The 25195-nt window shown below is 57.2% G+C and carries 22 protein-coding genes; 15 read left to right on the top strand and 7 right to left on the bottom strand.

The genetic code is table 11. The features are described 5' to 3' along the window. Positions 1 to 61 precede the first annotated feature (61 nt). Both hrcA and ACR3EJ_RS03835 read left to right on the top strand, forming a co-directional pair. Positions 62 to 1126, top strand: coding sequence for a heat-inducible transcriptional repressor HrcA (gene hrcA, locus ACR3EJ_RS03840; protein ID WP_010442969.1), 1065 nt, complete (start codon positions 62 to 64; stop codon positions 1124 to 1126). A gap of 10 nt (positions 1127 to 1136) precedes the next feature. Continuing rightward, positions 1137 to 1700 carry a nucleotide exchange factor GrpE gene (locus ACR3EJ_RS03835; RefSeq protein ID WP_010442968.1) on the top strand — a complete coding sequence of 188 codons (564 nt, stop codon included), beginning with the start codon at positions 1137 to 1139 and terminating at the stop codon, positions 1698 to 1700. A gap of 58 nt (positions 1701 to 1758) precedes the next feature. Here the strand turns inward: ACR3EJ_RS03835 and mutS are convergent, their stop codons facing one another. Then, on the bottom strand, positions 1759 to 4374 hold the full coding sequence (mutS, locus tag ACR3EJ_RS03830; RefSeq protein ID WP_170542682.1) for a DNA mismatch repair protein MutS: 2616 nt from the start codon (positions 4372 to 4374) through the stop codon (positions 1759 to 1761). Between the two features lie 160 nt (positions 4375 to 4534). Between mutS and ACR3EJ_RS03825 the strand changes: the two genes are divergently transcribed. Next, entirely contained in the window at positions 4535 to 6790 is a 2256-nt protein-coding gene (locus ACR3EJ_RS03825) for an NADP-dependent malic enzyme (RefSeq protein ID WP_170542549.1), read from the top strand. Between the two features lie 3 nt (positions 6791 to 6793). Then, positions 6794 to 7666: a ribokinase gene (locus tag ACR3EJ_RS03820; protein ID WP_170542551.1), complete on the top strand. Its 873-nt coding sequence runs from the start codon at positions 6794 to 6796 to the stop codon at positions 7664 to 7666. Here ACR3EJ_RS03820 and msrA read toward each other — a convergent pair. The 3 genes from msrA to ACR3EJ_RS03805 form a co-directional block, all read right to left on the bottom strand. Then, positions 7663 to 8334 carry a peptide-methionine (S)-S-oxide reductase MsrA gene (gene msrA, locus ACR3EJ_RS03815; RefSeq protein ID WP_170542553.1) on the bottom strand — a complete coding sequence of 224 codons (672 nt, stop codon included), beginning with the start codon at positions 8332 to 8334 and terminating at the stop codon, positions 7663 to 7665. The two genes, ACR3EJ_RS03820 and msrA, sit on opposite strands and share 4 nt — an antisense overlap. 91 nt (positions 8335 to 8425) lie before the next feature. Beyond that, entirely contained in the window at positions 8426 to 8707 is a 282-nt protein-coding gene (locus ACR3EJ_RS03810; protein WP_170542555.1) for an SCP2 sterol-binding domain-containing protein, read from the bottom strand. A 135-nt stretch (positions 8708 to 8842) separates the two neighbouring features. Continuing rightward, entirely contained in the window at positions 8843 to 10069 is a 1227-nt protein-coding gene (locus ACR3EJ_RS03805) for an argininosuccinate synthase (protein ID WP_170471079.1), read from the bottom strand. 139 nt (positions 10070 to 10208) lie between these two features. Here ACR3EJ_RS03805 and ACR3EJ_RS03800 point away from each other — a divergent pair, with 139 nt between their 5' ends. Further along, a complete protein-coding gene (locus tag ACR3EJ_RS03800; RefSeq protein ID WP_170542557.1) occupies positions 10209 to 10976 on the top strand; it encodes a hypothetical protein in 768 nt (255 codons plus the stop codon). 57 nt (positions 10977 to 11033) lie between these two features. Beyond that, positions 11034 to 12260 (top strand): threonine ammonia-lyase IlvA, encoded by a 1227-nt coding sequence (gene ilvA, locus ACR3EJ_RS03795; RefSeq protein WP_170542559.1) that lies wholly within the window; start codon positions 11034 to 11036, stop codon positions 12258 to 12260. Here ilvA and ACR3EJ_RS03790 read toward each other — a convergent pair. Continuing rightward, on the bottom strand, positions 12257 to 12586 hold the full coding sequence (locus ACR3EJ_RS03790) for an Hpt domain-containing protein (RefSeq protein WP_260023602.1): 330 nt from the start codon (positions 12584 to 12586) through the stop codon (positions 12257 to 12259). The two genes, ilvA and ACR3EJ_RS03790, sit on opposite strands and share 4 nt — an antisense overlap. A 141-nt stretch (positions 12587 to 12727) precedes the next feature. On the opposite strand from ACR3EJ_RS03790, the gene ACR3EJ_RS03785 reads away from it, so the two are divergent. Next, positions 12728 to 14002: a SpoIIE family protein phosphatase gene (locus tag ACR3EJ_RS03785; RefSeq protein WP_170542683.1), complete on the top strand. Its 1275-nt coding sequence runs from the start codon at positions 12728 to 12730 to the stop codon at positions 14000 to 14002. On the opposite strand, the gene ACR3EJ_RS03780 is transcribed toward ACR3EJ_RS03785, so the two are convergent. After that, positions 13999 to 14442 carry an NUDIX hydrolase gene (locus ACR3EJ_RS03780; protein ID WP_170542563.1) on the bottom strand — a complete coding sequence of 148 codons (444 nt, stop codon included), beginning with the start codon at positions 14440 to 14442 and terminating at the stop codon, positions 13999 to 14001. The genes ACR3EJ_RS03785 and ACR3EJ_RS03780 overlap by 4 nt on opposite strands. Before the next feature lie 76 nt (positions 14443 to 14518). Between ACR3EJ_RS03780 and hslO the strand changes: the two genes are divergently transcribed. The 8 genes from hslO (at position 14519) to ACR3EJ_RS03740 (ending at position 23759) form a co-directional block, all read left to right on the top strand. After that, positions 14519 to 15505 carry an Hsp33 family molecular chaperone HslO gene (hslO, locus tag ACR3EJ_RS03775; RefSeq protein WP_170471069.1) on the top strand — a complete coding sequence of 329 codons (987 nt, stop codon included), beginning with the start codon at positions 14519 to 14521 and terminating at the stop codon, positions 15503 to 15505. Then, complete coding sequence (locus tag ACR3EJ_RS03770) at positions 15495 to 16094, top strand: CoA pyrophosphatase (protein ID WP_170542565.1); 600 nt, start codon at positions 15495 to 15497, stop codon at positions 16092 to 16094. Before hslO ends, ACR3EJ_RS03770 begins: the two co-directional genes overlap by 11 nt. Beyond that, positions 16091 to 17245: a CCA tRNA nucleotidyltransferase gene (locus ACR3EJ_RS03765; RefSeq protein ID WP_170542567.1), complete on the top strand. Its 1155-nt coding sequence runs from the start codon at positions 16091 to 16093 to the stop codon at positions 17243 to 17245. The genes ACR3EJ_RS03770 and ACR3EJ_RS03765 overlap by 4 nt, the downstream gene beginning before the upstream one ends. Before the next feature lie 194 nt (positions 17246 to 17439). After that, positions 17440 to 19278 (top strand): ABC transporter ATP-binding protein, encoded by a 1839-nt coding sequence (locus ACR3EJ_RS03760; RefSeq protein WP_170542569.1) that lies wholly within the window; start codon positions 17440 to 17442, stop codon positions 19276 to 19278. Beyond that, positions 19275 to 21107, top strand: a complete 1833-nt coding sequence (locus ACR3EJ_RS03755; RefSeq protein WP_170542571.1) for an ABC transporter ATP-binding protein — start codon at positions 19275 to 19277, stop codon at positions 21105 to 21107. Before ACR3EJ_RS03760 ends, ACR3EJ_RS03755 begins: the two co-directional genes overlap by 4 nt. A 39-nt stretch (positions 21108 to 21146) precedes the next feature. Beyond that, the gene (locus ACR3EJ_RS03750; protein WP_170542573.1) at positions 21147 to 22370 is read left to right on the top strand and encodes a class I SAM-dependent methyltransferase; all 1224 of its coding nucleotides are present in this window, start codon (positions 21147 to 21149) and stop codon (positions 22368 to 22370) included. A 22-nt stretch (positions 22371 to 22392) separates the two neighbouring features. Next, entirely contained in the window at positions 22393 to 23178 is a 786-nt protein-coding gene (locus tag ACR3EJ_RS03745; RefSeq protein WP_170542575.1) for an ion transporter, read from the top strand. Between the two features lie 62 nt (positions 23179 to 23240). Beyond that, on the top strand, positions 23241 to 23759 hold the full coding sequence (locus ACR3EJ_RS03740) for a L,D-transpeptidase family protein (protein WP_170542577.1): 519 nt from the start codon (positions 23241 to 23243) through the stop codon (positions 23757 to 23759). 1 nt (position 23760) lies between these two features. On the opposite strand, the gene ACR3EJ_RS03735 is transcribed toward ACR3EJ_RS03740, so the two are convergent. After that, entirely contained in the window at positions 23761 to 25194 is a 1434-nt protein-coding gene (locus ACR3EJ_RS03735) for a sulfotransferase family protein (protein WP_170542579.1), read from the bottom strand. Position 25195 lies beyond the last annotated feature (1 nt).

The raw sequence follows: 25195 nt of genomic DNA, 5'->3' as shown, positions 1-25195 counted from the left end.
GCAACCCCGATTGACCTTTCTTGTGCCTGCTATTTAATGACGATCCAGCAGAGGATTGCCGATGAGCGAAGCGAGCAAAATTCTGAGCGAGATGAACGACCGGTCACGTGAGGTGTTCCGGCTGATCGTCGAAAGCTATCTGGACAGCGGTGAGCCGGTCGGCAGCCGCACTCTGACACGCACGCTTTCGGAAAAAGTCAGCGCGGCGACCGTGCGTAACGTGATGCAGGATCTGGAATTCCTGGGCCTGCTGGACAGCCCGCATGTCAGTGCTGGTCGGATTCCGACGCAGCAGGGGCTGCGGATGTTCGTCGACGGATTGCTTGAAATGGGCGATCTGGGCGCGGATGATCGGCAGAAGCTGGACGAAACATTAGGCTCTAACGCAGGCGATGTTGGCGGAATGTTAGATCGTGTGGGATCGGCATTGTCACACGTGACACAAGGCGCTTCGCTGGTTCTGACACCCAAACATGAGGCTGAGATCAAGCATATCGAGTTCGTCTCGCTTGGTCATGATCGCGCTTTGGTGGTTCTGGTGTTCTCTGACGGGCAGGTGGAAAACCGGCTGTTTACGCCTCCACCCGGTCAGACACCAAGCTCGATGCGTGAGGCTGCGAATTTCCTGAATGCGCTGATCGAAGGGCGTACGCTTAGCGAAGTGCGTCGCCAGATGCTGTCGCAGATAGATGCGCGGAAGCAGGAAATCGATATTTTGGCGCGTGAGATGGTCGAAAGCGGCATTGCAGCATGGGACGGGGATGGCAGCGACTCGGCTCGATTGATCGTACGCGGACGCGCGAATCTACTGAATGAACCGGGTCAGGCTGAGGAGCTGGATCGAATCCGAACCCTGTTTGATGACCTTGAGCGCAAACGTGACATCGCTGAATTCCTTGAATTGACCGAGGAAGGTGAGGGTGTGCGCATTTTTATTGGCTCTGAGAACAAACTTTTCTCACTTTCGGGTTCCTCTTTGGTGGTGTCTCCATATATGAACGCTGATCGTAAGATAATCGGTGCGGTTGGGGTCATCGGGCCCACACGTCTGAATTACGGACGGATCGTGCCGATCGTGGATTATACGGCGCAACTGGTTGGTAAGTTGATTTCCGACCGGAGCTAGAGGGTAAGAGATGGCAGAGCCCAAGAACGAAGATTTTCTGGACGACATCATGTCCGCAGAAGCAGAAGAGCTGGCCGAGGAATTTGCTGAGATCAGCGATGAAGCTCTGGAGTTGGACGAATTGCGCGCAGAGCGCGACGACTACAAAGACAAATTCATGCGTGCGCTTGCTGACGCTGAAAACGCCCGTAAGCGTGGCGATAAGGCACGTCGGGATGCCGAGCAGTACGGTGGATCCAAGCTGGCGCGTGACATGTTGCCGGTCTATGACAACATGAAGCGGGCGCTCGAGGCCGCAACCGATGAGCAAAAAGAGCTTGCTGCTGGCTTGTTGGAAGGCGTCGAACTCACCATGCGTGCGCTGAAGGACGTGTTTCAGAAGCACGGTATCGAAGTAATTACACCTGAGGTGGGCGACCGGTTTGATCCGAACGTTCATGAAGCGATGTTTGAGGCACCGGTTCCTGGCACCAAAGCAGGCGACATCATTCAGGTTTCGGCAGAAGGTTTCATGCTACACGACCGTCTGTTGCGCCCGGCGCAGGTAGGTGTTTCGTCTATGCCTGCGGGCTGATTGGCTTCAAAGAAGTCAAGCCTTCGGCGAGAGTATTTTTGAAAAGATGAAGGGGGGGTCAGGATTTGGCCGCCTCTTTTAGTTTGTATATCAGGTCAAGGGCTTCTCGCGGGGTCAATTCGTCCGGCAGGATTTCGTCGAGCATATCCGTAACGGGTGTTGCCTTGGGGGCGGGAGGTGGCGGCGGCGGAGCGGCTGAAAACAAGGGCAGATCGTCGATCAAGGCTTTTTGCTTGCCTCCTTCGCGCTCAGTTTTTTCCAACTGGTCCAGTACAACACGCGCACGTTCCACCACCGAAGCGGGCAGGCCAGCAAGTTGAGCAACCTGAACACCATAGGATCGGTCGGCGGCACCTTTATGGACCTCGTGCAGGAAGATCACCTCTCCCTCCCATTCCTTGACGGCTACCGTGGCGTTGTCGACGCCCTCCAGACTTCCTGCCAGAGCCGTCAATTCATGGTAATGCGTGGCAAACAGGGCGCGACATTGATTGGCGGCGTGCAGGTGTTCGAGCGTGGCCCAGGCGATCGAAAGCCCGTCATAGGTGGCAGTGCCACGGCCGATTTCATCAAGAATGACCAGCGCACGGTCGTCGGCCTGGTTGAGGATGGCAGCGGTTTCAACCATTTCGACCATGAAAGTTGATCGACCGCGCGCAAGATCATCTGAGGCCCCGACGCGGCTGAAGAGCTGGCTGACCACTCCGATATGCGCTTGCTCAGCAGGGACATAACTGCCCATCTGAGCAAGCAAGGCAATCAGCGCGTTCTGCCTCAAGAAGGTCGACTTACCGGCCATGTTCGGCCCGGTCAGCAACCAGATGGCGGCGCCGTCTACAGCGCTAAGATCGCAGTCATTCGCAATGAAAGCATCGCCGCCTTGCTGGCGCAACGCGTGTTCAACAACCGGATGACGTCCACCTTGCACCTCAAAGCTGCGTGAGGCGTCGACCTGCGGGCGGCACCAGCTTTCACCGCGCGCCAGATCAGCTAAAGAAGTGGTCAGATCTAGTTCTGCCAGACCTCGAGCCGCCTGGTTTAGCCGTGCGGCACGGTCTAGAATTTCGTCAGAAAGCCTTTGATAGAGCCGCTTTTCAATCTCCAATGCCAGATTTCCTGCGTTCAGGATGCGGGTTTCGATCTCGGACAGTTCCACGGTTGTGAATCGCACCTGATTGGCGGTGGTCTGGCGGTGGATATAAGTCTCAGAGAATGGCGGGCTCATCATCTTCTCGGCATGGGTTGCGGTGGTTTCAATGAAATAGCCCAGCACGTTGTTGTGCTTGATCTTCAACGAGGTGATGCCTGTGTGTTCCGCATATTTCTGCTGAAACCCTGCAATAACAGAACGTCCTTCGTCGCGCAGCGTGCGGGCCTCGTCCAGCTCGGCGTCAAAACCCGGGGCGATAAATCCACCGTCACGCGCCAGTAGGGGCGGTTCAGCAATCAATGCCTCATCGAGTAGGTTCAGTAGATCATCGAATCCTACGAGGTTCTGCAGAGCGGTTGCCAGCAGGATCGGCAGATCCTGGCCCTCGCAAATTCCGGCAATCGCAGCAGACTGAGTCAGCCCGTTACGAATGGCAGCCAGGTCACGGGGACCACCACGTTCCAGTGACAGACGAGAAAGGGCGCGGTCCAGATCTGGTGTTTTACGTAGGGCTTCGCGTAGTTCCGAAGCAATTAGACTGTCTTCAGCAGCGAAACTCACGGCGTCCAGCCGGGAATGAATGACGTCTAGATTGCGCGAAGGGCTGGATAGGCGCTGTTCCAGCAATCGCGCGCCACCAGGTGTCACAGTACGATCAACCACCGAAAGCAAAGAGCCCGCGCGACCACCGGACAGGGATCGGGTCAGTTCAAGATTACGACGTGTGGCCGCATCTATTTGCACTACCCGGTCCTCGGACTCTTTCAGTGGAGTTTGCAGAAGGGGTAGTTTTCCTTTCTGCGTGATCTCCAAATAGTCGATCAGCGCGCCCATAGCCGAAATCTCGGCGCGTCCAAAATTCCCGAATGCATCCAGCGCGCTGACGTGAAACAAGCCGCAGATGCGCTTTTCAGCAGCAGTGCTGTCAAAGCTGGCACGTCCCACCGGGGTTAACGAAATGCCCAGATCGCGCACCGGCTCCTGCAACATCTGTTCCGTCCCGTCGGCCACGATTAACTCGGACGGGGCAAGCCGCGCCAATTCGGGGCTGAGGCGTACGGAGGTCAATGGCATTACATGAAACGCACCCGTGGAAATATCAGCCCACGCCAGCGCGGCCTCATCCCGTACCTGGGAATAGGCGGCCAGAAAGTTGTGGCGGCGAGCTTCCAGAAGGGCGTCTTCGGTCAGTGTTCCCGGAGTTACCAAGCGCACAACATCGCGCTTTACAACTGATTTAGAGCCTCTTTTCTTCGCCTCCGCCGGGCTTTCCATCTGCTCACATACCGCAACACGAAAGCCCTTGCGGATCAAGGTCAGCAGATACCCTTCGGCAGAATGCACGGGCACGCCACACATCGGAATATCGGTTCCGTTATGCTTTCCGCGCTTGGTTAACGCGATGTCCAGCGCTTCGGCCGCGTTGACGGCATCTTCAAAGAACATCTCATAGAAGTCGCCCATGCGATAAAACAACAGGGCGTCTGGATGAGCCTCTTTGATCTCAAGATATTGCGCCATCATCGGCGTGACTGTGGACAAAGGCGGCCCCCTTATGGCGTGTTCCGGCGCGACCTTACAAATCCCGCATCTTCTGTAAAAGCCGAAAACTCATTCCCGTTGAGGCGCGGCTCTGCCTGCGCTATGAGGCAAAAGCCCTTAAGTCATGGAAACGACCTGTAAGATGCCCAAAGCGAAGATCACCAAAGAAGAGGCGTTGGCCTTTCACCTCGACCCGACCCCCGGCAAGTGGGAGGTGCAGGCCACCGTTCCCATGACCACGCAGCGCGATCTGTCGCTGGCCTACAGCCCTGGCGTTGCGGTTCCATGTGAAGCCATCGCCGAAGCGCCCGAGACCGCCTATGATTATACCAACAAGGGCAATTTGGTTGCTGTGATCTCGAATGGCACCGCCGTTCTGGGCCTTGGGAATCTTGGCGCGCTGGGCTCAAAACCGGTGATGGAGGGGAAATCGGTCCTGTTCAAGCGGTTCGCTGATGTGAACTCGATCGATATCGAACTGGATACCGAAGACCCTGATGAATTCTGCCGCGCGGTGCGTCTGATGGGGCCGACCTTCGGCGGTATTAACCTTGAGGACATCAAAGCGCCTGAGTGTTTCATCATCGAACAGCGCCTGAAGGAAGAGATGGATATCCCAGTCTTCCACGATGACCAGCACGGAACAGCGGTGATCTGTGCAGCGGGCCTGCTGAACGCACTGCACATCTCAGGCAAAAAGATTGAAGATGTGAAAATTGTACTGAACGGGGCGGGTGCTGCTGGGATCGCCTGTATCGAACTGCTTAAGGCAATGGGCGCGCGGCACGAGAACTGCATTGTCTGCGATACCAAGGGCGTGATCTATCAGGGCCGGACCGAGGGCATGAACCAGTGGAAATCAGCCCACGCGATCTCGACCGATCTGCGCACTCTGGAAGATGCCATGAAGGGCGCGGATGTCTTCCTTGGCGTGTCGGTCAAAGGGGCTGTGACGCAGGATATGGTGGCCAGCATGGCCGACAATCCGGTCATCTTTGCGATGGCGAACCCCGATCCCGAAATCACACCGGAAGAGGCGCATGAGGTCCGCGTTGATGCGATCGTTGCGACGGGCCGTAGCGACTATCCGAACCAGGTGAATAACGTTCTGGGCTTTCCTTATCTATTCCGCGGCGCGTTGGATATTCATGCCCGTGCGATCAATGACGAGATGAAAATTGCGTGCGCCCATGCGCTGGCACGATTGGCGCGTGAAGATGTGCCGGATGAAGTAGCAATGGCCTACGGCAAGTCGCTTACTTTTGGGCGCGACTACATCATCCCAACCCCGTTTGATCCGCGCCTGATTCACCGTATCCCGCCTGCGGTCGCCAAGGCCGGTATGGATACCGGTGCTGCGCGGCGCCCAATCATCGATATGGAAGCGTATGAGCTGAGCCTGAAATCCCGCATGGACCCGACGGCCAGCATCTTGCGCGGCCTGAACGCACGTGCGCGTCAGGCGCAAAGCCGGATGATCTTTGCCGAGGGCGACGATCCGCGCGTGTTGCGCGCAGCCGTCATGTACCAACGTTCGGGCTTTGGGAAGGCTCTGGTTGTAGGGCGCCCGGATGATGTCAAAGAAAAGCTTGAAGCAGCTGGTCTTGGGGACGCGGTGCGCGAGATTGATGTGGTGAACGCGGCCAATACCTCACATCTCGAGGCCTATAAGGATTTTCTGTATCAGCGCCTGCAGCGCAAAGGGTTTGACCACAAGGACATTCACCGCCTCGCTGCGCGGGACCGACACGTCTTTTCGTCTCTAATGCTGGCGCATGGTCACGCGGATGGTCTGGTGACCGGGGCAACGCGCAAGTCGGCGCATGTTCTGGACCGCATCAACCATGTGTTTGACGCCGATGCCGCCCATGGCGCGGCGGGGGTTACTGCATTGCTGCACAAAGGACGGATTGTCCTGATTGGCGACACGTTGGTGCATGAATGGCCGGATGAGAACGATTTGGCCAATATTGCCGAACGCGCCGCCGCGGTCGCGCGTCACATGGGCCTGGAGCCTCGGGTAGCGTTTGTCAGCTTTTCAACCTTCGGCTATCCGGTGTCCGAACGGGCGGAAAAAATGCACCGCGCGCCTGCGGTTCTGGACGAACGCGGCGTTGACTTTGAATACGAGGGGGAAATGACAGTTGATGTGGCCCTGAATGTGGATCAGCAGGAAGCTTATCCGTTCCAACGCCTGACCGGACCAGCCAATATCCTGATTGTTCCCGCACGACACTCGGCTTCGATCTCGACCAAGCTGATGCAGGAAATGGGTGGAGCCACCGTAATCGGTCCGATCCTGTCCGGCGTTGATAAGCCGATCCAGATCTGTTCGACGGTTTCGACCGCGAATGACATTCTGAACATGGCCATTCTGGCCTCATGCGATATTGGGTAAATCATGACGATATGGAACCTAGGCTCTATCAACGCGGATATGGTCTATGCCCTGCCGCATTTGCCCGCAGCGGGTGAGACACTGGCGGCCAGCGAGTTGCAGAGGTTTCTGGGCGGCAAGGGCGCCAACATGTCGGTGGCTGCGGCCCGCGCGGGGTCACGGGTTTCGCATATCGGCGCGGTCGGGTCAGATGGCCTTTGGGCGCGGGACAGGCTGACCGAATATGGCGTGGACACGCGGCATATTGCTGAGGTGGATGTACCCACGGGTCACGCGATCATCGCGGTGGACGCACAGGGCGAAAACCTGATTGTGCTGTTTCAGGGTGCCAACCATGCCATTTCGAATGACCAACTAGGACAGGCGTTGTCCTCGGCCGTTTCGGGTGACCTGCTGGTGATGCAGAACGAAACCAATGCTCAAATTGAGGCCGCCAAACTGGGTTGCGAACTGGGGCTGACCGTGTGCTATGCGGCCGCTCCATTTCAAGCCGAGGCGGTACAGGCGGTTCTGCCGTATCTGGACTTTTTGATCCTCAACGAAGTCGAAGCTGAGCAATTGCAGGATGCAACGGGCCTGGCCCCGTCAGACCTGCAGGTCGAGCATGTTATCGTCACCTTTGGCTCAAAAGGTGCGCGGTATTATCAGCGGGGTCATAAACCACAAGCGTATCGGGCGCATAAGGTCAACGCCGTGGATACCACGGGTGCTGGTGACACTTTTACCGGCTATGTGCTGGCGGGCATGGATCGGGGCATGCCAATGGAGCAGGCAATTGCACAAGCAAACCGTGCAGCGGCCCTGATGGTCACGCGGCATGGGACAGCTGATGTTATTCCTGATCTAAAAGAGGTACGCGAAGCGCAGCTGGATTAGGAACCGGCAAAGGGTGCTTCGCTTCCCCACAATTGCTTGACGCGCGCATCGCGACCGCAGGCTTTGCGATAAGCTTTGTACGCGTTTTTCTGGCGCTTGGGACCAAACCGGGTCAGGACCAGCTTGTCGCCCTTGTAGTAATCCTGATGATAGGCTTCCGCCGGATAAAACGTGCCGGCCTGCAGGATCGGTGTGACCACCGTTTGACCCAACGCGTTTTGCGCGCTGCTCTTGGCCTGCTGCGCCAACGCCTTTTCCCCTGTGTTAGAGACGAAAATGGCGGTCCGATAACTCTCACCACGATCGCAGAACTGACCTCCCGCGTCCGTTGGATCGACCGAACGGAAGAACATGTTCAGCAAGGTTTCACGGGAAACGCGGGCGGGATCGAAGGTGATCTGCACCGCCTCGTAATGCCCGCTTCCGCCTTTTGAGACCTGATCATAGGTTGGGTTCTCGGTTGCACCGCCCGTATAACCCGAAACTGCACCTATTACCCCGGGCACAGATTCGAAATCGGATTCGACACACCAGAAACAGCCCCCGGCTACGGTCAGCGTTTCTGTCCCCGCCGCAGGGGCTGGCAAGGCGCGCAGCATTGCGACCAACAGGATCAGCACAAACAGAAGCGAAGGTTTCAGGCAATCAAGGTAAGTGGTCCGGGTCATGGCAGGTCTCCTTCCGAAACCAAGCTGCCCGCTGGATCGCGCTTGCGCAATGCGCTGACATGATTTGTCACGCGCTGGTGAGACGAGTTTATCAGCCCAGCAACTGCCCCAGTTTCATCGCCACACTCATATTGCCCGAGATCTTCAGCTTGCCCAAAGCAACCCCGGTCATCGGGTTCAGCTTGCCGGTCAGCAGTTTGGTCAAGTTCTCGCGCGAGATGCGAATGGTGCAATCGGTCTCGCGATCTTTGGTTGAGGCAGTGTTGTCGGCCAGAACAATCACGCCATCCTTACCGCAATCGAATTTCAGTGATCCGTCAAAGCCCTTGCCATTCAGACCTTTCTGAATTCCGTCGGCGATGTCTTGCAGCATGATCTGTCCTTCTTTGGCTGACGTGTGCGTAAAGAAAAACACCTGATCCGCGCAAGCCTGACCTGACGGGAACCGTGCAAAGAAAAACCCCGGCGCCTTATAGGGCACCGGGGCCGTTTTTCGAATTCTGATTGCTTACTTGTTCAGTCGTTTGTCACGCGCCGCCAAGAGTTTCAGGCGCAGTGCGTTCAGCTGGATGAAACCTGCTGCGTCTTTCTGATCGTATGCGCCGGCGTCTTCCTCAAAGGTCACGTGTGCTTCGGAATAGAGCGAGTGATCCGACCAGCGGCCCACGGTCGAGGCCAAACCTTTGTACAGCTTTACGCGCACAGTGCCGGTGACATGTTCTTGCGACTTGTCGATGGCGGCCTGCAGCATCTCACGCTCAGGGCTGTACCAGAAGCCGTTATAGATCAGCTCGGCATATTGCGGCATCAGCTGGTCCTTCAGGTGCATCGCACCCCGGTCCATGGTGATGGATTCGATGCCACGATGCGCTTCCAGCAGGATGGTGCCGCCGGGGGTTTCGTAAATACCGCGCGATTTCATGCCAACGAAGCGTCCTTCGACCAGATCGAGACGGCCAATACCGTGCTTGCCGCCATATTCGTTCAGCTTGGTCAGGATGGTTGCGGGGCTCATCGCCTCACCATTGATGCTGACCGCGTCGCCTTTTTCAAAGCCGATCTCGATGAATTCCGGCTCATTCGGCGCATCCTCGGGGTGGACCGTGCGCTGATAGACATAGTCGGGTGCCATATCGGCGGGGTCTTCCAGAACCTTACCCTCGGACGAGGTGTGCAGCAGGTTGGCATCGACCGAGAAGGGCGCCTCGCCGCGTTTGTCCTTGGCAATCGGAATTTGGTTCGCCTCGGCAAATTCCAGCAGACGGGTGCGGCTGGTCAGGTCCCACTCGCGCCATGGAGCAATAACCTTGATGTCGGGGTTCAGCGCGTAAGCCGCCAGTTCGAACCGCACCTGATCGTTGCCCTTGCCGGTCGCGCCATGGGCAACGGCATCAGCACCGGTCGCCTCAGCAATCTCAACCAGACGTTTCGAGATCAGAGGTCGCGCGATGGACGTACCGAGCAGGTATAGACCTTCATAAACCGCGTTGGCGCGGAACATGGGGAAGACGAAGTCGCGCACGAACTCTTCTCGGATGTCCTCGATATAGATGTTCTCGGGCTTGATCCCAAGCAACTCTGCCTTTTTGCGGGCGGGCTCAAGCTCCTCGCCCTGACCCAGATCGGCGGTAAAGGTCACGACCTCACAGCCATACTCGGTCTGCAGCCATTTCAGAATGATCGAGGTATCAAGGCCACCGGAATAGGCCAGAACAACTTTCTTGGGCGCGGACATCTGACTTCCCTTTATGCGTAGAACGACTGGCCCCTAGCGGGTTTTGGACGCGGGGGCAAGCTGTGTGGATTGACGCAGGGCGGGAATTGAGGTGAAACGGTCCGTTAGAGAACAAGGAATAGTTGAGAGGGCGGTTTTTATGCTGGGATTAGAGATATTCGTGCATTCGGTGAGAATGGTTCTTAGGAATCTGACACAGGCATTGCAGATTTCTGTGGTACCAGCGTTGATTGGCGGCTTCTTTGCCATTGGCTTGTTCTTTCTGTTCGGCATCCCGTTTGAAGAATTTAACAGTGAAACCACTGGCTTCCCTGACGGTGTAACGGCGGCATCCTTCACCGGATTTCTGCTTTGCTTTATGGCCGTTATCTTTGGGGTCATGCTTTGGATTGTCGTGTCGTGGCACCGCTTTGTTCTTCTTGAGGAATATCCAAGCGGTTTGGTTCCGCCTTTCAGGTTCGACCGTGTGCTCGCCTATTTCGGGCGTCTCCTGATGCTCGGCCTAATCGCTCTTATCATCATGATACCGGGGACGTTGATCATGAGCATGGTGGCGCAAGCCTCTGCAGTGCTAGGAATTCTGGTTTGGCTGGGCTTGATTATCTTTCTCACCATCGGTTTCTATCGGGCCTCCGCGATTTTGCCCGCCGCAGCGATCGGAAAACCGCTAAAGCTGTCTGAAGCTTGGCAGGCGACCTCTGGCGCAAGCGGAGCAATTGCACTTCTGGTCGTCTTGTCCATCCTCTTCCAATTGTTGCTTCAGCTACTCGCGTCACTGCTGCTGTTCGTCCCGATCATCGGTATCTTCATTGTCTTGTTTGCGAGCATGCTGATCGTCCCATTGATCAATGTTAGCATCCTGACGACGATCTATGGTGTGTTCATCGAGAAACGCGAGTTGTCCTGAGCCCGTACACATATGTATTCCTTGCCCTTTCAGCGGTGATCGGGCAGGGAAATCGACATGACCAATTTCATGACCCGTGCCCGTGCTGCCGAACAAGCGATGCGCTCTGTTTTTCCAGCAACGCCTCTACAGCGGAATGCCCATCTGTCCGACCGTTATGGCGCGGATATCTGGCTCAAGCGCGAAGACCTCAGCCCGGTGCGGTCCTACAAGATCCGCGGCGCATTCAATGCGATGCGCAAGCAGCAGGGGCAGGAGCTATTCGTTTGTGCCAGCGCAGGCAATCACGCGCAGGGCGTGGCCTATATGTGCAAGCATCTGGGCGTGAAGGGCGTGATCTTTATGCCGGTGACAACGCCGCAGCAGAAGACACAGAAAACCCGTATCTTTGGTGGTGACAATATCGAGATACATCTGACCGGTGACTATTTCGACGATACTCTGTCCGCCGCTCAATCCTGGTGTGCAGAGCAGGGTGGGCATTTCTTGTCTCCGTTCGACGATGCGGATGTGATCGAGGGACAGGCCTCTCTGGCGGTTGAGATCGAAGCGCAATTGGGCGGCGTGCCTGATCACGTGATCCTGCCTGTTGGCGGTGGCGGAATGTCTTCGGGGGTCGCGACGTGGTTTGGGGGCCGGACGCATTGTTTATTTGTGGAGCCAAAAGGCGGCGCGTGCTTGCATGCGGCAATGGCAGCGGGACATCCGGTGGCGTTGGACCACGTGGACAATTTTGTAGACGGCGCGGCGGTCGGAAGAATTGGTGCGAAACCCTTTGAGCTGCTGAAGGATCGTCACCTGTCAGATGTTTTGGTCCTGTCCGAGGATCGGATTTGTACCACCATGATCGAGATGCTGAATGTCGAAGGCATCGTTTTGGAGCCAGCTGGTGCCTTGGCGATTGAGGCGGCTGCCGATGTCCAGAGCTTTATCCGTGGCAAGACAGTGGTCTGCGTGACTTCTGGAGGCAATTTTGATTTCGAGCGCCTGCCTGAAGTGAAAGAGCGCGCGCAGCGCTATTCAGGCGTGAAGAAATACTTCATCCTACGACTACCGCAGCGCCCTGGTGCGTTGAAAGAGTTCTTGGGTATCCTTGGCCCAGAGGACGATATTGCACGATTTGAATACATGAAAAAATCGGCACGCAACTTTGGTTCTGTTCTGATCGGAATAGAGACCCGCAAACCCGAGAATTTTATGCGTCTGTTCGCGCATCTGGATGACGCAGGGTTCACGTATACAGATATCACCGAGGACGAGACCCTGGCGCAGTTTGTAATTTAGAGCAGGTTTTCGGCGAGACCCGCCTGAAACAAGGCTTTCGATGCGTCATAAGCCGTACAGATTTCACCCAGATCGACTGCAGCGCCGTCGCCCGCAGCAGCCCGTCGCTCGCCGTCCTGACATAGCTTCGAGAAGCTGTCGAACCCAAGACTTAATGCGCTGCCTTTCAGGAAATGCAGGTTCTGCTCGATCTCGATCCGGGCCGTATCATCGCGCAGCTTCTTGATGACCTCCTGAACCTCGTCCAGAAAGATCTCGACAACCTCGTCGAATTCTTCTGCGCCGACCTCATCACGTAACTGTCTGACTCTGGACCACTGAATCATGCCACCCTCTTGCAGTTGCATATTGGTAGACCGCTGCCGGTAAACGTGGGGTTAAATCGTGGTCATTTGAGTTTCATAGGATGTTAAGCTGACCGGCGTAGCGTTGCGACAACTGGAGAGTTGAGCAAGTACAGGGACTTCATGGTGCCGGATGCCAGTCATGTAGAGGCCCGGGTCGAGCTGGATTTTGGCGCGATCCGCAAGGTTCTTGTTGTGGACGACAGCCGTCTTCAGCGGCGCATTCTGGTGGCCTCGCTGAAAAAATGGGGATTCGAGGTTCTTGAAGCCGACAGCGGTGAAGCCGCGATTGAGCTTTGCGCCACCGACCCGCCCGATCTGGTGCTTAGCGATTGGGTCATGCCGGGCATGGGCGGGCTGGAGTTCTGCCGCGCCTTTCGAGAGCTGGACAGTGAGCAATATAGCTATTTCATCCTTCTGACCTCAAAAAGCGAAAAGCAGGAGGTCGCGCGCGGACTGGATGCCGGGGCGGATGATTTCCTGATCAAACCGCTGGAGGCAGATGAGCTGCGTGCGCGCATCTCGGTGGGTGCACGCATTTTGGACATGCAACGGGAATTGTCGCGAAAAAACAAACTGATCGAAACGGCGTTGAATGAACTCAAGCTTGCGCACGACGCGATCGACAAAGATCTGATGCAGGCGCGAAAGATTCAGGAATCGCTGGTGCCCGAGTTGAAGGGAACCTTTGGTAAATCTCAGGTTAGTCTGCTTTTGAAACCCTGTGGGCATATCGGCGGCGATCTTGTTGGAATGTTCTCACCCGGTGTTAATCGGCTGGGGTTCTATAGTATCGATGTCTCAGGCCATGGCATCACATCCGCGATGATGACGGCTCGTCTGGGCGGGTATCTGTCGAGTACGCATTTCGACCAGAACATCGCGATGGAACGACGGTTCAGCAAATTCTACGCCTTGCTACCGCCCGAAGAGGTCGCGTCTCTGCTCAACTCCCGTCTGATCGCCGACACCGGGATCGAAGAGTATTTTACGATGGTTTATGCCATCGTTGATCTTCGCAACGGACATCTAAAAATGGTGCAGGCAGGTCACCCGCATCCGCTGCTGATGCGCCATGATGGCAAAACCGAGTTTTTGGGCGAAGGTGGGTTGCCAATTGGTCTGCTGCCGGAAGCACAGTTTCAGCAAACCGAAACCTATATGCAGCCGGGCGACAAGCTGCTGTTGCACTCGGACGGGTTTACAGAATGTCAGCTCGCCGATCGCAGTTTGCTGGATGAAGACGGGCTTAGGTCAATGGCTGTCGAGTGCGCTGAAGATAACGGTGGGCCGGAATTCCTCGAGGATATGTTTTGGCGACTCAATCAGGTGATGTCGCCAGACAGCGGCATGACCGATGACGTCTCTGCAGTGTTTTTCGAATATAACGGACCTTAGAGCCCATGCAGGTGGCGCTGGGCGAAATGGGCGTCGCCCTCATTGCCTAACAGATGAACGGCATCTGCGGTCTCCATCCAAATGGCCTCATGAATGTCTTCGGTCGGAGGGCCTAGGCGACGGACGGGGTGGGCGCGGTAGATCAGGCAGACTTTCTCGGCCCACAGGTCGTATTCCGGCATGTAGGTGTATCGCCGAAACGCACCCACGCGCCGGGGTGCGGCGATCAGCCAACCGGTTTCTTCGTAAACCTCACGGTGAAGCGCCGTAATGGGTGATTCCCCGGGATCGATGCCACCGCCCGGCAGCTGAAGATCGGGGCCAGGTTCCAGCTGACAGGTTAGCAACAATCGGTTGCCTTGAGGCAGCAGAGCATATACGCCGACACGCCGGGTGTATTTACGATCTGCCTCGGGGCTTTCACCGAACCGTCTGATCATGTAAGGCCCCTTTCAACCAAAACTGTTCAACCTATATGGTGGCGGTATGCCAACCTGTGGCGCTTAAGGAAACCCCATGTCCATTGGAACCAAAATCGCGTGGGACGACACGGTCCTGCCCTTTCAACTCGATATACCCGACATGCGTGGCCGTGTGGCGCGGCTGGACGGTGTGTTGGACGGCATCCTGAAACAGCACGACTACCCTGAGGTGGTCGAGGCGCTGGTGGCCGAGATGGCCCTGCTGACCGCTTTGATCGGGCAGACAGTATCGCTGCGCTGGAAGCTGTCTTTGCAGGTGCAGTCCAAGGGCGCCGTACGGATGATCGCAACCGATTACTACGCGCCGCAGGTTGAAGGTGAGCCCGCGCAGATCCGTGCCTACGCCAGCTTTGATCGTGACCGGCTGACCGATGCTGCCCCCTTCGATCAGGTGGGTGAGGGCTATTTCGCCATCATGATCGATCAGGGCGAGGGCACGCAGCCCTACCAAGGCATCACGCCATTGGCCGGCGGATCGCTGAGCGCCTGTGCCGAGGCTTACTTTGCACAGTCTGAACAGCTGCCAACCAGGTTTTCACTGAGCTTCGGCAAATCGACCGAGCCCGGTGTCGGGGAACACTGGCGCGCAGGCGGGATTATGTTGCAGCACATGCCCAAGGCCTCGCCCTTTGCCGCGTCGGGGGAGGGCAACGGAGAGATCCTGACCGCCTCGGACCTTGTGGATGGCGAAGAAGGTGAAAACTGGGGTCGCGTCAACATCTTGCTCGACACCGTGGATGATCTGGAATTGATAGGGCCGGTGATCGCTCCGACCGACCTGCTGGTGCGTCTGTTTCACGAGGAACAGCCCCGTGTATACGATGCGCAGCAAGTGCAGTTCGGCTGCACCTGTTCCGAAGATCGCGTACGGCAAAGTCTGTCGATCTATTCGGCGCAGGATATCGAGAAGATGACGACCGATCAGGGCACTGTAACGGCCGACTGCCAGTTCTGCGGTGCACATTACGTGCTGGACCCAACAACTGTTGGGTTCGAGGCCGAAGGTCCGGATGGCGCGTGATCTGATTTCGGAACTGACAGCGGCTCTGTGTCGTGATGGCGATGGGTCCAGTGACTTTGATCTGAACCCGGAGACGGTGCTGCCTGCGGGGCGCAAACTGCGCCCTGCGGGTGTGTTAGTGCCTGTTTCCATGGTCGGCGATGTGCCGCAGTTGATCCTGACCAAGCGCTCTTCGGCGTTGAAGCACCACCCGGGCCAGATTGCCTTTCCGGGTGGAAAACAGGATGAAGGTGACGCGGATGTCACGGCCACCGCCTTACGCGAAGCCCGGGAAGAAATCGGCCTTCCACCCGAATTGCCGCGCATTTTGGGCCATTTGCCCATTCATGAAACCGTGACTTCTTTTTCGGTCACGCCCGTTGTTGCGATCCTTGAAACCAGCTTCGAGACTGTCGCAGAACCCGGGGAAGTGGATGAGGTCTTCTCAGTTCCGCTTGCGCATGTCCTGAACCCAGAGAATTATGTCGTCGAGTCGCGCCGTTGGCGTGGTCAAAGACGGTATTACTATGCCGTGCCCTATGGCCCCTATTACATCTGGGGTGCGACGGCGCGGATGCTGCGGGGACTGGCAGCGCGGATGAGTGAATGAAGCGGATCACGGAAGACTGGTTAACCGAACAATCCACACAGGATGTATGCACCGCCCTGACCGAAGGCGGGGCGCAAGCGCTTTTTGTCGGTGGTTGTGTGCGTAATGCTTTGCTGCAGGCTCCGGTCTCGGATATTGACATTGCCACAGATGCAAGGCCGGAACGGGTTGTGGAACTGGCGCAGATAGCTGGGTTGAAGCCGATCCCAACGGGGATCGAACACGGCACGGTAACCGTCGTCAGCAAGGGCATTCCGCATGAGGTCACGACGTTCCGGCGGGACGTCGAAACGGATGGCCGCCGCGCGGTTGTCGCCTTTTCCGACAAGGTCGAAGAAGACGCCGCGCGTCGTGATTTCACCATGAACGCGCTTTATGCCAAACCTGACGGCACAATCCTTGATCCGCTGAACGGTTTGCCGGATCTACAGGCGCGTCGCGTGCGGTTCATCGGGGAGGCCAGTGATCGCATCCGCGAAGACTACCTGCGATCGCTCAGATACTTCCGCTTTCACGCTTGGTACGGTGATGCAGACCAGGGCTTCGACCCCGATGCGCTGGATGCGATTGCTGCGAATTTGGGCGGGTTAGAGACACTTTCCCGCGAAAGGGTTGGGGCCGAGATGCTGAAACTTCTCGCTGCGCCTGACCCCGCTCCGTCGGTTGCCGCCATGCGCAGCACAGGTGTTCTGGCGCAGCTTCTAGCCGGTGCGGATGACCGGGCTTTGGCGATCCTTATCAAGTTGGAACAAGACGCCCACGCCGCGTCCGAAGCGATTCGCCGTTTGGCTGCAATTGCACCGCCTGAAGTCGCAAAAACCCTGCGCCTCAGCCGTGCGCAACTGCAAAGACTGACCCGGATGCGCGACGAAGCGATGGCGATGACCAGCGTCGCGGAACTGGGTTACCGCTATGGCTCGGAAGGCGGTTTGCACGAGACGCTTTTGCGCCACGCATTTCTTGAACAGCCATGGTCAGAAGACCTGAGCCAAGCATTGCAACATGGGGCCGCAGCCAGTTTCCCGATTAAGGCGTCGGATTTGATCCCAGCCTTCTCGGGTCCCGCGCTGGGCAAAAAACTGGCCGAGCTTGAGGCGCGGTGGATCGCGTCGGATTTCACGCTCAGCCGCGAAGAATTGCTGGCGGAATAAATTGAAGTCTCAAAAAGGGATGACAAACCCGATTTGATTTGGCAGGGTGCGCCTGACTCATATGGAGGGAGGAATGCGAATGTATTACGGGATCTGGTTCGGCTAAAGCCCGGAACACTTTGACCCGTAGGGGTGGTGTTCTGGCGCCATCTTTCTTCGCATGACCTATTTTTTGCTCAATCGGAGCACTCTCTATGTTTCGCTACTTCGAAAACCTCATTGACCCTTTTGTCGCCTATGAACAGGTAGATACCCCACCTACGCGGCTGTGGCCTTTCATGTTGGGCTATTCGCAGCCTTTCAAACGCGTTTTCGTGCTGGCCGCACTGATGTCCGTGATGGTTGCTGCGGTCGAGGTCGGACTGATCTTTTATATGGGCCGCGTTGTGGATCTGCTGGGAAGTTCACCCGCTGAATTTTGGCAGGCGCATAGGACAGAGCTGATCGTGGTCGCCGCGCTGATTCTGTTCATTCGTCCCATTCTGCAGCTGGTTGACGTCTTGCTGCTCAACAACACGATCCTGCCGAACTTTGGCACGCTGATCCGTTGGCGGGCGCACAAACATGTTCTGCGACAATCGGTGGGTTGGTTCGAAAATGACTTTGCCGGCCGCATCGCCAACCGGGTTGTTCAGACCCCGCCCGCTGCGGGCGAGGTTGTGTTTCAGGTCTTTGACGCGATTTCCTTCTCGATCGCCTACATGATCGGCGCGGCCATACTGCTGATGGCGGCCGATCTGCGCCTGTTGCTGCCGTTATTGATTTGGCTGGTGTTTTATGGCGCTTTGGTTCGGTGGACCGTCAAGCGGGTCGGACCCGCGTCGCAAGCCGCGTCTGATGCGCGTTCGACCGTAACGGGGCGCGTGGTGGACAGCTATACCAACATTCACTCCATCAAGATGTTTGCCCATGACACACAGGAACAGGATTATGCACGCGAGGCGATTGCAGAAACCCGCCGCACATTCCAGATCGAGATGCGGATTTTCACCATTATGGATGCCGCACTGGTTGCGTTGAACGGTGTGCTGATCGTGGGTGTCGTTGGCTGGGCGATCCTGCTTTGGGCGCAAGGTAGCGCTACGGTCGGTGTGGTGGCCGCCGCCACTGCGTTGACGCTGCGGCTGAATGCCATGACCGGATGGATCATGTGGGCGTTGACCAGCTTCTTCCGGGAACTCGGCATCGTTGCTGAGGGTATGCAAACCATCGCGCAACCCATCGATTTGTTGGACGAGTCTGATGCGCAGCCCTTGCGTCTGGGCAATGGCCAAATCGAAATCCGCGATCTTTCACACCATTATGGCCGCGAAGCCGGTGGGCTGGATCACGTCAATCTGACGATCAAACCAGGCGAAAAAATCGGACTGATCGGTCGGTCGGGGGCAGGAAAATCGACTCTAGTAAAGCTACTTTTGCGGTTTTACGATGTTGAACAGGGTGCGATACTGATTGATGGTCAGGATATTTCGAAGGTCACGCAGGACAGTTTGCGCAGCCATATCGGGATGGTTCAGCAAGACAGCGCTCTGCTGCACCGCTCGGTGCGGGCTAATATTCTTTATGGCCGACCTGATGCGACCGAGGATCAGATGATCGCCGCCGCAAAACAGGCCGAAGCGCATGAGTTCATCCTCGATCTGCGGGACCCGGAAGGGCGCACCGGTTATGATGCGCATGTTGGCGAGCGGGGTGTGAAACTGTCTGGCGGTCAGAGGCAGCGGGTGACGCTGGCGCGTGTGATCCTTAAAGATGCACCGATTTTGCTGTTGGATGAGGCGACATCCGCCCTAGATTCCGAAGTCGAAGCTTCGATACAGGAAACACTCTACGGCATGATGCAAGGCAAGACCGTGATCGCCATTGCGCACCGGCTCAGCACGATTGCGCAGATGGACCGCATTCTGGTGATGGATGGTGGTCGCATCGTCGAACAGGGCGGCCATTCCGAATTGCTGGCGCAAGGAGGGCTTTACGCCCAGTTCTGGGCGCGGCAATCTGGGGGCTTCCTGAACCCGGAGGCCGCTGAATGAGGATTGCCGACCTCATCCAACCGTTCAAAGACATCGAAACGCCCCCGCCGCAAACGCTGGGGGCGTTCATTCGCTGGAGCCTGTCCGGCGCCTGGCCGATGCTATTCGTCGCTGCTGCGTTCTCGGCAATTGCAGGCGCTATGGAGGCCGGCACCGCCTGGGTCTTGGGGCGGGTTATCGATCTGACTACAACCAGCGGGCCCGACGCGTTTTTGACCGGCGGCAATCTTGCGATCATTTTGGGTGCTGTCGCATTCTTCATGCTGTTGCGTCCCGCGCTGTTTGGGCTGTCATCGATCGCGAATAACTACATCGTCATGCCCAACATCACACCACTGGTATTAGCCAAGCTGAACCGCTGGACGCTGGGTCAATCGGTGATCTATTTCGACGATGATTTCGCCGGGCGGATTGCCCAAAAACAGATGCAAACCTCAAATGCGATGACGCAGGTGGTGTCCGAAACCATCAGCGCGATTGTGTTCGCCTTGGCCTCGCTGGCGGGGTCATTGCTTTTGTTAGGGTCTATTCATCCGCTTGTGATGGTCCCGTTCGCCGCTTGGTTGGTTGTCTACTTCCTGCTGGTGCGCTGGTATCTTCCACGCATTCGTGTGCGCTCTGCCGCGCGTGCTGGAGCACGGGCGATGGTGTCGGGGCAAGTGGTCGACACGATTACAAATATCAAGACGGTCAAACTGTTCGCTCATTCGGAATTCGAAGACCACGCTGCGCGCAACTCTATGGTCGACCTGCGAGAACGGTCGCTGGAATTCGGCAAGTTGTCGGCCAGTTTCCGGTTCATCCTGATGACGCTAGCCGGGGTTCTGCCAGTCCTGCTGATCGGTGCGACGCTGTGGCTTTGGCGGATGGGCGGCGCGACTGCCGGGGATATCGTAGCGGCTGGCGCCGTGGCGATCCGTATCTCACAAATGACCGGCTGGGTCAGTTTCACGTTGATGGGCCTATACGCCAATGTTGGCGAGATCGAGAACGGGATGCATACCTTGACCAAGCGCGACCGGGTCGAAGATGCCCTGAATGCGACTCCGCTTGTGGTCTCGGAAGGTGAGATCGCCTTTGACCATGTCAGTTTTGCCTATGGCCGCGATGTGGGCGGCGTGTCTGACCTGCATTTCACCGCAGCTCCGGGTGAGAAGCTGGGCATTGTCGGGGCCTCGGGTGCGGGGAAATCCACTTTGGTTTCACTGCTGCTTAGGCTCTATGACGGGGAAAATGGCGTCATTTCAATTGACGGGCAGGATGTCTCTCAAGTGACACAGGACAGTCTGCGCCAACAGATCGGGATGGTTACGCAGGAAACTGCGATGTTCAACCGCTCGGCGCGCGAGAACATCCTCTATGGCCGTCCTGACGCGACTGAGGCTGAATTGATTGAGGCCGCGACCAAGGCCGAGGCGCATGAATTCATCCTGGGGCTTGAGGATGCGCAGGGGCGTAAGGGCTATGATGCGCATCTGGGTGAGCGGGGTGTGAAACTCAGCGGCGGACAACGGCAGAGGATCGCTTTGGCCCGTGCCATCCTGAAAGACGCGCCGATATTGGTTCTGGACGAGGCGACCTCGGCGCTGGATTCCGAGGTCGAGGCCTCGATTCAGGCCGCGCTGCACCGGGTGATGCAGGGTAAAACGGTTCTGGCGATCGCGCACCGTCTCTCCACGCTCAGCGAGATGGACCGGATCATTGTTCTGGATCATGGGCATATCGTCGAAAGCGGTACACATGAGGCACTGTTGGAACGTGGCGGGCTTTATGCCCGGTTCTGGCACCGCCAGTCGGGCGGGTTCATTCAGGCGGAGGCGGCAGAATAAGGGGTTTTGTTGGTCGCAAACCCCCGGTATCAGGCCCCCATGACGCAGCACTACACCATTAACCGCCTTGGACATCAGGGCGACGGGATCGCCGATGGTCCGATCTACGCCCCCCGAACCCTGCCGGGTGAGGTGGTCAGCGGCACATTGCTGGGGCAGTTCCTCAGTGATATCCGTGTCGAAACGCCCTCGGATCAGCGGGTCAATGCACCCTGCCGTCACTACAAAGCCTGTGGGGGTTGCCAGCTGCAGCACGCCGCCGATGAGTTTGTCGCCGACTGGAAGGTCGACGTGGTGCGCAACGCGCTCGCCGCGCAGGGGCTCGATGCCCCGATGCGGCCCATTCACACCTCGCCCGAGCGATCGCGCCGCCGTGCGACCATCGCCGTTCGGCGCACTAAAAAGGGCACTCTGGCCGGGTTTCACGGACGCGCTTCGAACACGATCACCGAAATCCCGGATTGTCACCTGCTGCATCCCACCTTGATCGACGCCATTCCGGTGGCCGAAGCGCTGGCCATGTTGGGTGGCAGCCGCAAAGGCGTGTTGGCCGTAACGCTGACCCTGTCCGAAGTCGGTCTGGATGTGGCGGTCAAAGGAGGCAAACCGCTGGATGGACCATTGGTACTTGCGCTCGCGCAAGCGACCGAGCACCACGGCCTTGCCCGGCTCAGTTGGAATGATGAAGTAATCGCCATGCGTGAGCCTCCGATCCAACGCTTTGGAAACGCTGGCGTCATCCCGCCGCCCGGGGCGTTTTTGCAAGCCACCAAGGATGGAGAACAGGCTCTATTACAGGCCGTTTCCGATGCGACGCTGGGAGCCAAGCGGATCGTCGATCTATTCGCGGGATGCGGAACTTTCTCACTACCGCTGGCACAGACAGCCGAGGTGCATGCGGTCGAGGGCGAGGCCGAAATGACGAAGGCCTTGGATCAGGGATGGCGCAAGGCGCAAGGCCTGAAACAGGTCACAACCGAGGCCCGAGATCTGTATCGCCGCCCGCTCATGCCCGATGAGCTCAAGAAATTCGATGCTGTGGTGCTAGACCCACCGCGTGCGGGGGCCGAAGCACAGGTGGCTGAGCTGGCACAGGCCAAGCGTGCGGTGGTCGCCTATGTCTCATGCAACCCGATCACCTTTGCTCGTGATGCAAAAATATTGGTTAACGCCGGATATACCCTTGAATGGGTGCAGGTGGTTGACCAATTTCGATGGTCGTCACACACCGAACTTGCCGCTCGGTTCATTTTGAACAATTAACCCTGAGATAAGGACCACCCGCATGGTGATCGCCCAACGACTGCTGCCCATCATCGAAGCGCCGACTTTCGGGAAGTTCATCACTGGCGTGATCCTGTTCAATGCGGTCCTGTTGGGGATGGAGACATCACCCACGCTGATGGAGGCGGCAGGCCCGCTGATCGTGACGCTTGATAAACTGTGCCTCACCATCTTCGTCATCGAAATCGTGGTGAAACTGATCGCGACCGGGCGTCGGTTCTTCACAAGCGGCTGGAACATTTTTGACTTTGTGATTGTGGGTGCCGCCCTTGTCCCCAGCGCGGGGGCGCTTTCTGTTCTTCGGGCACTGCGTATCTTGCGGGTATTGCGCGTCATCTCCGTTGCGCCGCGCCTGCGCCGAGTAGTCGAAGGCTTCATCTCGGCGCTGCCGGGCATGGCCAGCGTGTTCCTGCTGATGGCGATTTTGTTCTATATCGGCGCGGTGATCTCGACCAAACTGTTCTCATACAGCTTTCCGGATTGGTTCGGTGATCTGGGCATGTCTGCCTATACGCTGTTCCAGATCATGACGCTGGAAAGCTGGTCCATGGGGATCGTCCGCCCGGTGATGGAGGTCTATCCCTACGCCTGGCTATTCTTTGTTCCCTTCATCATGGTGACCACCTTTGCGGTGGTTAACCTTCTGGTTGGTCTGATCGTGAACTCGATGCAGGATGCCCACCATGCCGAGGATGAGGTCAAAACAGACGCCTATCGTGACGAGGTTCTTGAAAGGCTCGAGTCGATTGAACGCCGCCTGACGGAACAGTCGTACATCAAAAAGTGATTTAAGTTTCGCGCAAATCTGGCATAATAATTGGCAAAAAAGAGCATCAGGCAGTGAAAACTATGGATCGTCGAGCATTTGGAATGGGCGCGATGGCAACGCTGAGCCTTTCAGCGTGCGCCTCAGCGAAACCCAGATTTCTTTCTTATCGCGGGCCCGAGGTGACCTCATTGGTCATCAACAAGGGCGCACGCAAGATGTATCTTCTTCATAACGAGCAGATTTTACGGGAATATGATGTCGATCTGGGATTTGCGCCCAGAGGCACAAAAACCAAAAAAGGCGACGGCCGCACGCCTGAGGGCACTTATCTGATCGACCGCCGCAACCCGCGCAGCCGCTATCATCTGTCGCTGGGTATCTCGTATCCCAATTCGGAAGACCGGGCCAAAGCCAAGGCTGCAGGTGTTGACCCGGGGGGCGACATCTTCATTCACGGGCAGCCCAATTTGCGATCCGAGTTCAAGCGTGCGAAGAAGACGCCTGATTGGACAGCGGGCTGCATCGCTGTGAAAAATGATGAGATCGAAGAGATTTACGCGATGGTGAACGAGGGAACGGTCATCACTCTGCGTCCCTGACTCAAAGCGGTTTCCAAGCACCAAACCCGAACTGCACATAGTCGCGCTGGTAGGCTTCGGCTGCCAGCGCTTCAAGCCGTGCATCGTAAATTTGATCCAGCGAGAAGGGCACATCAGGCTTTGCCTTCACCGGAGTTGGCGGTGCTTCGTGTCCCACTTGACGGGCAAGCTCGGGCAATTTGATTGCCACCTCAACCTCACGCAGAATCAGATCGGGTAGGGTGAATCCAGCCATGCCTTCCAGTGTTTGCGCCTGCCCGCACCATTCTCCATCGACGCGGATCGGGGTCTGACCGGCAAGAATACTGCGCAACATGCCCAGATATGCCGAGAAAGCTTCGTAATGTTGGTCAAGTGAATAAGCACCTAGATCACCTTTGGCAGGCAGCGGCACTTTGTAACGCCGGCTCAGCATATTGCGGATGCTGACATAGGCGCCGGGGCCGGTGTGTAGGATACGGTCACAGAATACCGCATGCGCGCGCGCCAACGGATGCCGCAGCACTGTGAATTTGCGGTGACCGGGATGGCTTTGCATCCATTGACGCGTCTGTTTCTGATTGCGGCCAGTGATCAGGTCATCGGTTGTGACTCCATCGAGATCGGCAAGCCATTGCGCCACTTCCGCCTCGGGGCCACCGCGCACGGGTAGATACATCAGGGGCGTGTTTGCCGCGCCCACATAGCGCGAGACGGCAGGACCGCGGCGCGGCTCGAAATTTGGGATTTGGTGCAACTTGAACCAGTCGTACTGTGACAGTGCCTGCTCCATGTCGTCTGGATTGGTCACTTTCGACAAGGCGGGTGCAGGGTTCTGGCGCTTGAGATGTTGGTTCAGCTCGGCAAGCCGTGCGCTGACGCCCAGCCAGGCTGCAAGCCCGTTCAGAACGTCCAGGTCATTCAGATCGTCATAGTCTATATAAAACGGCGTCTGCCCTGTGGTTTGCAAGTGCTTGAGAACGGTCTGTCGAAACGCCTGCCGTTGTTCAAGTTGGTCACAGAACTCTTCGGTGTCGAAGGTGACCTGCGCGTCGCGGCGCTGCTTGATGTTTACCAATCTCCACTGCTTGGTCTCCAACGCGATTTTCCACGAGATGTAGCTGTCCAGAGGATTGCGCATCAGGATGATCTTGGCACAGCGTGGATCATCAAGCGCAGGCCCAAGAGCACGCGCATCGTGATCACTGAAGAATCGAAAGCCGTTCATCTCACCCGGTGCGTTTCGGATCGCATCGATCAGAGCCTGAGGGTCGTTCTCGCGATCTTCCAGGGTAAACCCAAGAACGCTATCCAGTTTTGGCAGGCCGACGAAGTAGGGGTTGAACGCCTCACCGTGACAGGTCACCCCGTCGAGCGTATTCAACTGCAACTCCAACAGGTTCGAGCCAGTACGCATATCGGCCAGTACGATGAAGTAATCGAAGCGGCGGGTCATC

It is taken from the genome of Ruegeria sp. AB11 (assembly GCF_056536325.1).
The sequence above is the reverse complement of the archived record's forward strand: the minus strand, read 5'-3'. Positions and strand labels throughout refer to the sequence as shown.

Bases quoted from the DNA above. Each gene is read 5' to 3' on its own strand.
- hslO (WP_170471069.1), top strand. From the start codon at position 14,519: ATGTCCATTGGAACCAAAATCGCGTGGGACGACACGGTCCTGCCCTTT.
- ACR3EJ_RS03755 (WP_170542571.1), top strand. From the start codon at position 19,275: ATGAGGATTGCCGACCTCATCCAACCGTTCAAAGACATCGAAACGCCC.
- ACR3EJ_RS03765 (WP_170542567.1), top strand. From the start codon at position 16,091: ATGAAGCGGATCACGGAAGACTGGTTAACCGAACAATCCACACAGGAT.
- ACR3EJ_RS03760 (WP_170542569.1), top strand. From the start codon at position 17,440: ATGTTTCGCTACTTCGAAAACCTCATTGACCCTTTTGTCGCCTATGAA.
- ACR3EJ_RS03745 (WP_170542575.1), top strand. From the start codon at position 22,393: ATGGTGATCGCCCAACGACTGCTGCCCATCATCGAAGCGCCGACTTTC.
- msrA (WP_170542553.1), bottom strand. From the start codon at position 8,334: ATGACCCGGACCACTTACCTTGATTGCCTGAAACCTTCGCTTCTGTTT.
- ilvA (WP_170542559.1), top strand. From the start codon at position 11,034: ATGACCAATTTCATGACCCGTGCCCGTGCTGCCGAACAAGCGATGCGC.
- ACR3EJ_RS03790 (WP_260023602.1), bottom strand. From the start codon at position 12,586: ATGATTCAGTGGTCCAGAGTCAGACAGTTACGTGATGAGGTCGGCGCA.
- ACR3EJ_RS03805 (WP_170471079.1), bottom strand. From the start codon at position 10,069: ATGTCCGCGCCCAAGAAAGTTGTTCTGGCCTATTCCGGTGGCCTTGAT.
- ACR3EJ_RS03785 (WP_170542683.1), top strand. From the start codon at position 12,728: ATGGTGCCGGATGCCAGTCATGTAGAGGCCCGGGTCGAGCTGGATTTT.
- ACR3EJ_RS03750 (WP_170542573.1), top strand. From the start codon at position 21,147: ATGACGCAGCACTACACCATTAACCGCCTTGGACATCAGGGCGACGGG.
- mutS (WP_170542682.1), bottom strand. From the start codon at position 4,374: ATGATGGCGCAATATCTTGAGATCAAAGAGGCTCATCCAGACGCCCTG.
- ACR3EJ_RS03820 (WP_170542551.1), top strand. From the start codon at position 6,794: ATGACGATATGGAACCTAGGCTCTATCAACGCGGATATGGTCTATGCC.
- ACR3EJ_RS03735 (WP_170542579.1), bottom strand. From the start codon at position 25,194: ATGACCCGCCGCTTCGATTACTTCATCGTACTGGCCGATATGCGTACT.
- hrcA (WP_010442969.1), top strand. From the start codon at position 62: ATGAGCGAAGCGAGCAAAATTCTGAGCGAGATGAACGACCGGTCACGT.
- ACR3EJ_RS03770 (WP_170542565.1), top strand. From the start codon at position 15,495: ATGGCGCGTGATCTGATTTCGGAACTGACAGCGGCTCTGTGTCGTGAT.
- ACR3EJ_RS03780 (WP_170542563.1), bottom strand. From the start codon at position 14,442: ATGATCAGACGGTTCGGTGAAAGCCCCGAGGCAGATCGTAAATACACC.
- ACR3EJ_RS03825 (WP_170542549.1), top strand. From the start codon at position 4,535: ATGCCCAAAGCGAAGATCACCAAAGAAGAGGCGTTGGCCTTTCACCTC.
- ACR3EJ_RS03835 (WP_010442968.1), top strand. From the start codon at position 1,137: ATGGCAGAGCCCAAGAACGAAGATTTTCTGGACGACATCATGTCCGCA.
- ACR3EJ_RS03810 (WP_170542555.1), bottom strand. From the start codon at position 8,707: ATGCTGCAAGACATCGCCGACGGAATTCAGAAAGGTCTGAATGGCAAG.
- ACR3EJ_RS03740 (WP_170542577.1), top strand. From the start codon at position 23,241: ATGGATCGTCGAGCATTTGGAATGGGCGCGATGGCAACGCTGAGCCTT.
- ACR3EJ_RS03800 (WP_170542557.1), top strand. From the start codon at position 10,209: ATGCTGGGATTAGAGATATTCGTGCATTCGGTGAGAATGGTTCTTAGG.